This is a genomic window from Nonomuraea sp. NPDC002799 (genome assembly GCF_053592075.1).
The window spans coordinates 1-5,854 of sequence record NZ_JBSFVA010000098.1 but is presented as its reverse complement, the minus strand read 5'-3'; the positions used below and the strand labels follow the sequence as shown (position 1 = coordinate 5,854).

The window sequence follows — 5,854 nt, the reverse complement described above, 5'->3', positions numbered from 1 at the left end:
GACCTCACCGCGGCATCAGGCAGTTGGCCCCATCGCAAGCCGAAACCGAACCGCCAACCCCCATCGACCTGGCCAACCATCAAGTCCACGGCAGAACCATCCTCGGCGGCCTCATCAACGAGTACCGGATCGCCAGCTGATCAGATGCCGGCTGACACCACCCGAGAACCGGCAGGTCAGACACCGCATCCTATTTATGAGCCCCACAGGATGATTAATCGGCACCCGCACCTTCAGCTGGCGCCACCATCCTTTTGCCACCACTGCGGACACGGACGACCTTCTCGGCGCTTTCACGTCCACCAAATAAGCTCGCCGTACTCGTCAAGCGCGGTGAAACAGGTAAGCAGAAGTCGCTTCGTCGCTGGATCCGCTGGCACCCCGCCCAGGACCGCGTGAACTAGATTGCCGTTGATTACGCAGAGGTCACCAGCCGCGATATCGATCGTTATGCTGGGGAACCCAGTCAGCAGGTGCGGCGGGTAGGGGAAGCCACTCGTGGTGAGGCCCAGAGCGCGGCGGGTGCGGTTATCAGGCTCGATGTTCCAAAGTTTCAGATTGCCCCCGCTAGCGGAAGCTTGAGGATATACATTGATTGCCATCACCCGACGCAGTCGCTGAATCTCGAACCCGTCCTGCAACGGGTCACTCAGTTGGGCTAGGTCCTCGTGCGGCATCAGACTAAAAGCCCCGGTCTGGTTCCAGTAGACCGCTTTCGAGTCGCCAGCCTTTCGGCCGAGGTGAGCTGCGGGGCGGGCGCCGGCGATCGCGCCCTCGTCGACCAGCAGCGAGCGCACCTCTGCGACCGGATTAATGGAATCCCGATACAATTCATGCATCGCGGCAGTAACTTTCTCGACCTCATCCAAATACGCCTCCGTGGTCTTATCAATATGGGAGGATCCAATGAGATATGCCTCGACACCTTCAGCGCCTTCCCCATATCGAGGGACAAGATGATCTGACCCCCAGAAGTTGCCTGCGATCCGCGCGCGATCAGTAACGGACAGGAAATCCGTCACCCGGCAGGCTGCGAGCTCTCCTTTTAGCACTTGCAACACAGCATGTGCATCGACTGACCCAGATGTTTGGTGTACACGAAACTGTTCCGTTGACAGGGAGCGACCTGTGATAATTTCCGCAGAAAATGCGACTGAGTGCTGGCTCGAATCTGTGCTCATGACGTCCTTTCTGAATCGTTGCCACGGTGAAGCAAAGGGCGACTGCGGTCGAGAAACCCCAGCATGGCTGGAACCGGACTGACGACACGAGGTTGCCCATTGAGCTTGACATGGTAGCGCTTTCGAATCTCCGGCAACTTCGACCAATGCGTTCCCGGCGCAAGATGGTGTTCCTGATGATATCCATCGTTGAAGGTTAGGAGATTATAGAAGCGGCCATAGTAGCTAACCGAATCCGCAGTACGCTCATCAGGATTCGCGCCGAAATGCCGGTAGTAATTCTGCACGTTGACCATAATTAGTCCTACAAAAAATGCCGGGATGTAGCACAGCAGGGTCCATTGCCAGGAAATTACGGCGAACAATACCAGCGACAAGCAGTGTGCAGCCCGGTCCAGCCGAACTTGACGAAGCTCCCGCGTTCTTCGGCGTTCCAACCGAGCGGCCAAGGACAACAACTCATCTTCGTATTGACCGACTTTCCACAGACGGGCTACTGCGAACAACACCATGACACGCTGCAGCAGAGCAGCCACCGCTCCCCCAAGGGCGTAGGCCAGCAATGGCTCGTGATCGCCGTTCCTGCCCTTGCGGTAAGTCGACGACGTGTCCTGTGTGGTGCCGCTGAGTGCTTGCCGATCGTTGTTGAAGCGGTGATGGTTACGCACGTGAGTCAACTGATACGCCTGTACAGACTGCCCGATGTTAACCGAGTTCAGTATCGATACCAGCGCATTGAGTCGATCGTCAACAAACCATGGGACGTGCGTGAACAGATGGGAGATGACGATAATGTTATACGCAGTGAGTACCGCCACGAGCACTCCACCTACAGCCCGTACAGAGACGGAGGCCGAATCCCAGGTCGCAGCCATGAGTAATGTGATAGCAAGATGCGCGACACTGATCATCACCAGGATTATATCCTTGGGAGAGTTTCTCCAGACTCGCATTCTTGCTCCTTAGAAGTACGATTCGAGAACTCCACGCCGTCGCACGTCCAGCGTGGCGCAGTGAAACGAACCGCCGAAGCTGTTGAAGTTCCGAAAATTGCACAGGATCGGCGTGAAACCAAACTTTTGCATAACCTTGATCATAGGCTCGTCCTGTCGTTCAACCAGCACCCGATCATGGTCGAGCATCAGGATATTCATGTTTATCCACTTACTGGTCATATATAGCGGATGTGTGTCAGGAATGACTGGTGCCGGGGCTGCCATAACATCCCAGTCTTTGAACAGGTTGGGCACCTCCTGCACCCGGTCGGGATGGATGAGTAGCTTGCCGGGCGCCATTGGCACCAGAGTCGCATCAATGTGCATTGGATGCGCATCCTTGAAGTCAAATACGTGAATGCGGTACTCATCGCCCAAGTGGCGGCGGAGCCACTCGATACCAAATTCATTGGTAACGTTGCTCTTTTGAGCGATAATGTCTCGGCCGCACCGGGTGAAGTCTGCAGCGTCGAATGTCGGCTCGAACTCTGTAACCACTAGCCGCGGAGGCTCATCCGCATCGGACAAGCTCCACTCCTGGTCGAATTGCTCGTCTTTCAATTCTGGCTTCGGTCCAGCGCTCCAACGCGCCCCCCGCTTGAAATACTCCTTCAGCAACGGGCGATAGGCCAACGACTCATAGTAACGGGACCGCCATGCCATCGGGCACTCGATTATCTCGGTTCCGACTACAAGGAGCGCATCCCTAGGCATGGCCGCGTACATACCGGTACTGGCCCAATCCAACGTGCTGTAAGGTTGGCGTTGCGCTATGGGCTCCGGCCGACGAACCGTTACACCTTCACCTTCGAGTATGCAGACGAACTCCTCCAACTCTTTCTGGGCGGCTTCCACACGATGCCGAGGGAAGGGTCGCCCCGCCTGCCGACGGAATGTCTCGATTTGATTTTCCGGCAGAACCGGTTCTAGCGACATGTGCCATGACGGAAAGCTTGCGCCATCGACGATTCCGACTATGACCTCTTCTAGCGGATCCCACTCATTGTAGGAGCAGACCAGGGCTTCCGGTGTGCTGCTCTCCGGATAGGGCTCGGATGCGTCGACGCGAATACCGCCGCCCTCCACAGTTGCAGGTTTCTGACCGGTAGTAGAGGTAGTCACAGTTCACCTTTCGACCGCCATTGCTTTTAGTAGCTATCGTGTTGCCCTTAACTGGGCGTGTGTCATCATTAGCGCTGAGATCCACGTACCAACCGCATTGCTGCCACGAATCCTAGGTTTCCAATCTCTCGGGAGCATCGAGCTATGCGGTGCGGTATCTTAGGTAGCACTCGGGAGGGAGGGGAATGCACGACTAGCTCGAAAGCTCGTGAGTAGGTTGAAATTCAAGGCCGTACTCTGAAGGCATCACCATTTCCAGATTGGCTACGCCCTTCGCCGCAGGACTCGGCAACTATCGATTCAAGTCTTTTCGGATTGCTTCACGCAAGCAATTCTCGATCTGACGCGCTCGAGGCCGGTCTGCCGCAACTACCGCGCATTCTAGTTTTCTCTGGAGGAGTTTGTCGTAGCCAAGAATGACAACACCCTCTTGGCGCTCTGACGAGAAGTGGAGCCCGTGATTCTGTATTATCCCCAGTGCTTCTTGGAAAGTCATGGGTTCTATGTCCAGGATTCCGGAGACAACGTGCGTGTCAGCGTATTCCCTGCCGACCAGCCGATCGCCTATCGCATGCAAGACCAGACCACCGCCCCAACGCCCGTTGATCTCGTTAAAGAGAATATTGTTCCCTGAGGTAAGGATGGCGTCGATGTTAACGTAGCCTCGGTATCCGATTTTGGCGGCCAGGTGGACAAGCTGGGCCGCTAGATGCGAGGCATTCACCGCTGATGATGGCGGCAGTTCCGCAGGAAGGTCGAGCCCCACCCACACCAGCTGCGTTGCTGCGGGATTACTGTCTAGTCTGCGGCGAAAGGATCCGCTGTTTAGAAATGCATGGCAACCCCGCGAATCAATCAGGTATTCAAAATAGAAGCTGTGCGAAGCTTCGTGGTAGCTTTCCACCACGACCATTCGGTTCCGGTCATCAGTCAGCCCCTCCCACAACTCCTTCGCCACTGTTCGGCAGTCTCCGTCTAAATGACGGGTCTCTCGAGTCCCCGGCAAAGGAGCGGCCATTGCTGTGGTGAGCGTGACGTTTCCTTTTCCACCCTTGCCATCGTCTCGCTTCACGATCACCGTCCCAGTCTCCGGCAGATGACGTTCGATGGCTTGGGCCAGCGCTTCTGGTGTAACTGCAATCGAGCCATCCGCTACGGGCAGTCCTGCTCCGACAGCCAGCTGACGGAAGTGTGACTTCCGGTTGAGAAGATCTGGGCCACGTTGAGCTGCGAAGCGCAACCCAACATCGAGAGTCAAGTCCAGCCGCCGCGCTAGGTCCGCGACTCCAGTGGTGTAGTTGCATGGTTCCACCTCCCAGGTTGGGGAGCGGGCTATCAGGACTTTCAATTTCGCTGCAATATCCGCGGATGCTGTAGAAAGATATTCGTCCGTCAGCCGCTCATTGGCGGCTACGATCGAAACTGTTTCGGCGCTAAAGCCCAGCATCTCGCAGACGTACTGGAGGTACTCTTCGTCGATCTCTATCGGGCTGACGATAATGTCACCCTCACCCATTAGCCATAGATGACGGTAGATAGCCTTCGGCGAGATGTTGTCGAAGTTGAAAACGATTATTTTCGCCACTGTAAGGTTCCTGCCTTCGATGGTTGGCTATCTCTTGATCCGTCGCCCTGAAATATCGTGATTCACGATTACTCTTCGCCTATTTGCATCTCATCAACACTTCGCCTAAGTGCGCGCGAAAGCCTCTCGTTGATGACTGGACCGATCCGCGACAGTGGACCAGGTTGGGCCATTTCTCCGTGTGCGCAATTCAAGGATCGAACGTCTATTTCGCCGGTTATGTGTTGACGCCAGAGTTCCGGCACATATGGAGAATTTTCTGGCCTGGATGCCGTCGCCACAAACAGCAGCAAGTCACCGTCGAAAACGGCTAATGGAGCATCGGAGAAGGTACGACGCATGTTCCCAAACACATTCACAAGTGCGGATAGCTTTACGTCGGCCACGCCATGAAGCGAGCCATCTACGGAGATTTCATGTCCGATAGAGCGGCCGATCTCGCGTACATCGTCAGCTCTCCTCGCATCCGCAAGGTGGCCCTTAGGTCCTATCCTCGGATAGCTGTCGAGCAGCGCGAGTAGGGCGACTTCCTCGCCTTCCTCCTGTAAGCGGACCGCGAGCATGTGTGCGATGATCCCGCCGATGGACCAGCCGAGCAGCGTATAAGGGCCTTGCGGTTGCGCGCTTCGAATTTGCCTAAGGTAATCCGCAACCAAGTCTTCCGCAGAGCGCGCTATTCTCTCGGGATCGCTAAGCCCGGGTGCTTGCAAGGCATAGACAGGTCGAGCGTCCAGAAAACGAAGGAGCCCAGAATAGGCCCAGCCGAGGCCGGCCCCTGGATGCACGCAGAAGAGCGGGATACCGTGGCCGCCACGCAATCGAAGCAGCGGTGCCAGCGGATCCGTTTTACTCAGAGAGTGGCTGTGAGCGACCAGTGCGTCCAGGTCGGCAGGAGTGGGATTGTCGAAAAGGTCTCGGATGTTGAGTTGGACTCCGAGCGTGGTTTTGATCCGGCTGATCAGCCGGATCGC

At 56.2% G+C, this 5,854-nt stretch carries 5 protein-coding genes; all 5 read right to left on the bottom strand.

Annotation, left to right across the window (positions count from 1 at the left end):
• Window positions 1-293: 293 nt before the first annotated feature.
• On the bottom strand, window positions 294-1,181 hold the full coding sequence (locus ACWD0F_RS51530) for a hypothetical protein (protein ID WP_449890410.1): 888 nt from the start codon (window positions 1,179-1,181) through the stop codon (window positions 294-296).
• Entirely contained in the window at window positions 1,178-2,092 is a 915-nt protein-coding gene (locus tag ACWD0F_RS51525; RefSeq protein ID WP_449890408.1) for a fatty acid desaturase family protein, read from the bottom strand. Before ACWD0F_RS51525 ends, ACWD0F_RS51530 begins: the two co-directional genes overlap by 4 nt.
• A 51-nt stretch (window positions 2,093-2,143) precedes the next feature.
• Window positions 2,144-3,298: a hypothetical protein gene (locus ACWD0F_RS51520; protein WP_449890407.1), complete on the bottom strand. Its 1,155-nt coding sequence runs from the start codon at window positions 3,296-3,298 to the stop codon at window positions 2,144-2,146.
• A gap of 292 nt (window positions 3,299-3,590) precedes the next feature.
• Complete coding sequence (locus ACWD0F_RS51515) at window positions 3,591-4,883, bottom strand: preATP grasp domain-containing protein (RefSeq protein WP_449890405.1); 1,293 nt, start codon at window positions 4,881-4,883, stop codon at window positions 3,591-3,593.
• Window positions 4,884-4,951: 68 nt separating this feature from the next.
• Window positions 4,952-5,854 (bottom strand): alpha/beta fold hydrolase (locus ACWD0F_RS51510; RefSeq protein WP_449890403.1); only part of this gene is annotated, 903 nt, incomplete at its 5' end.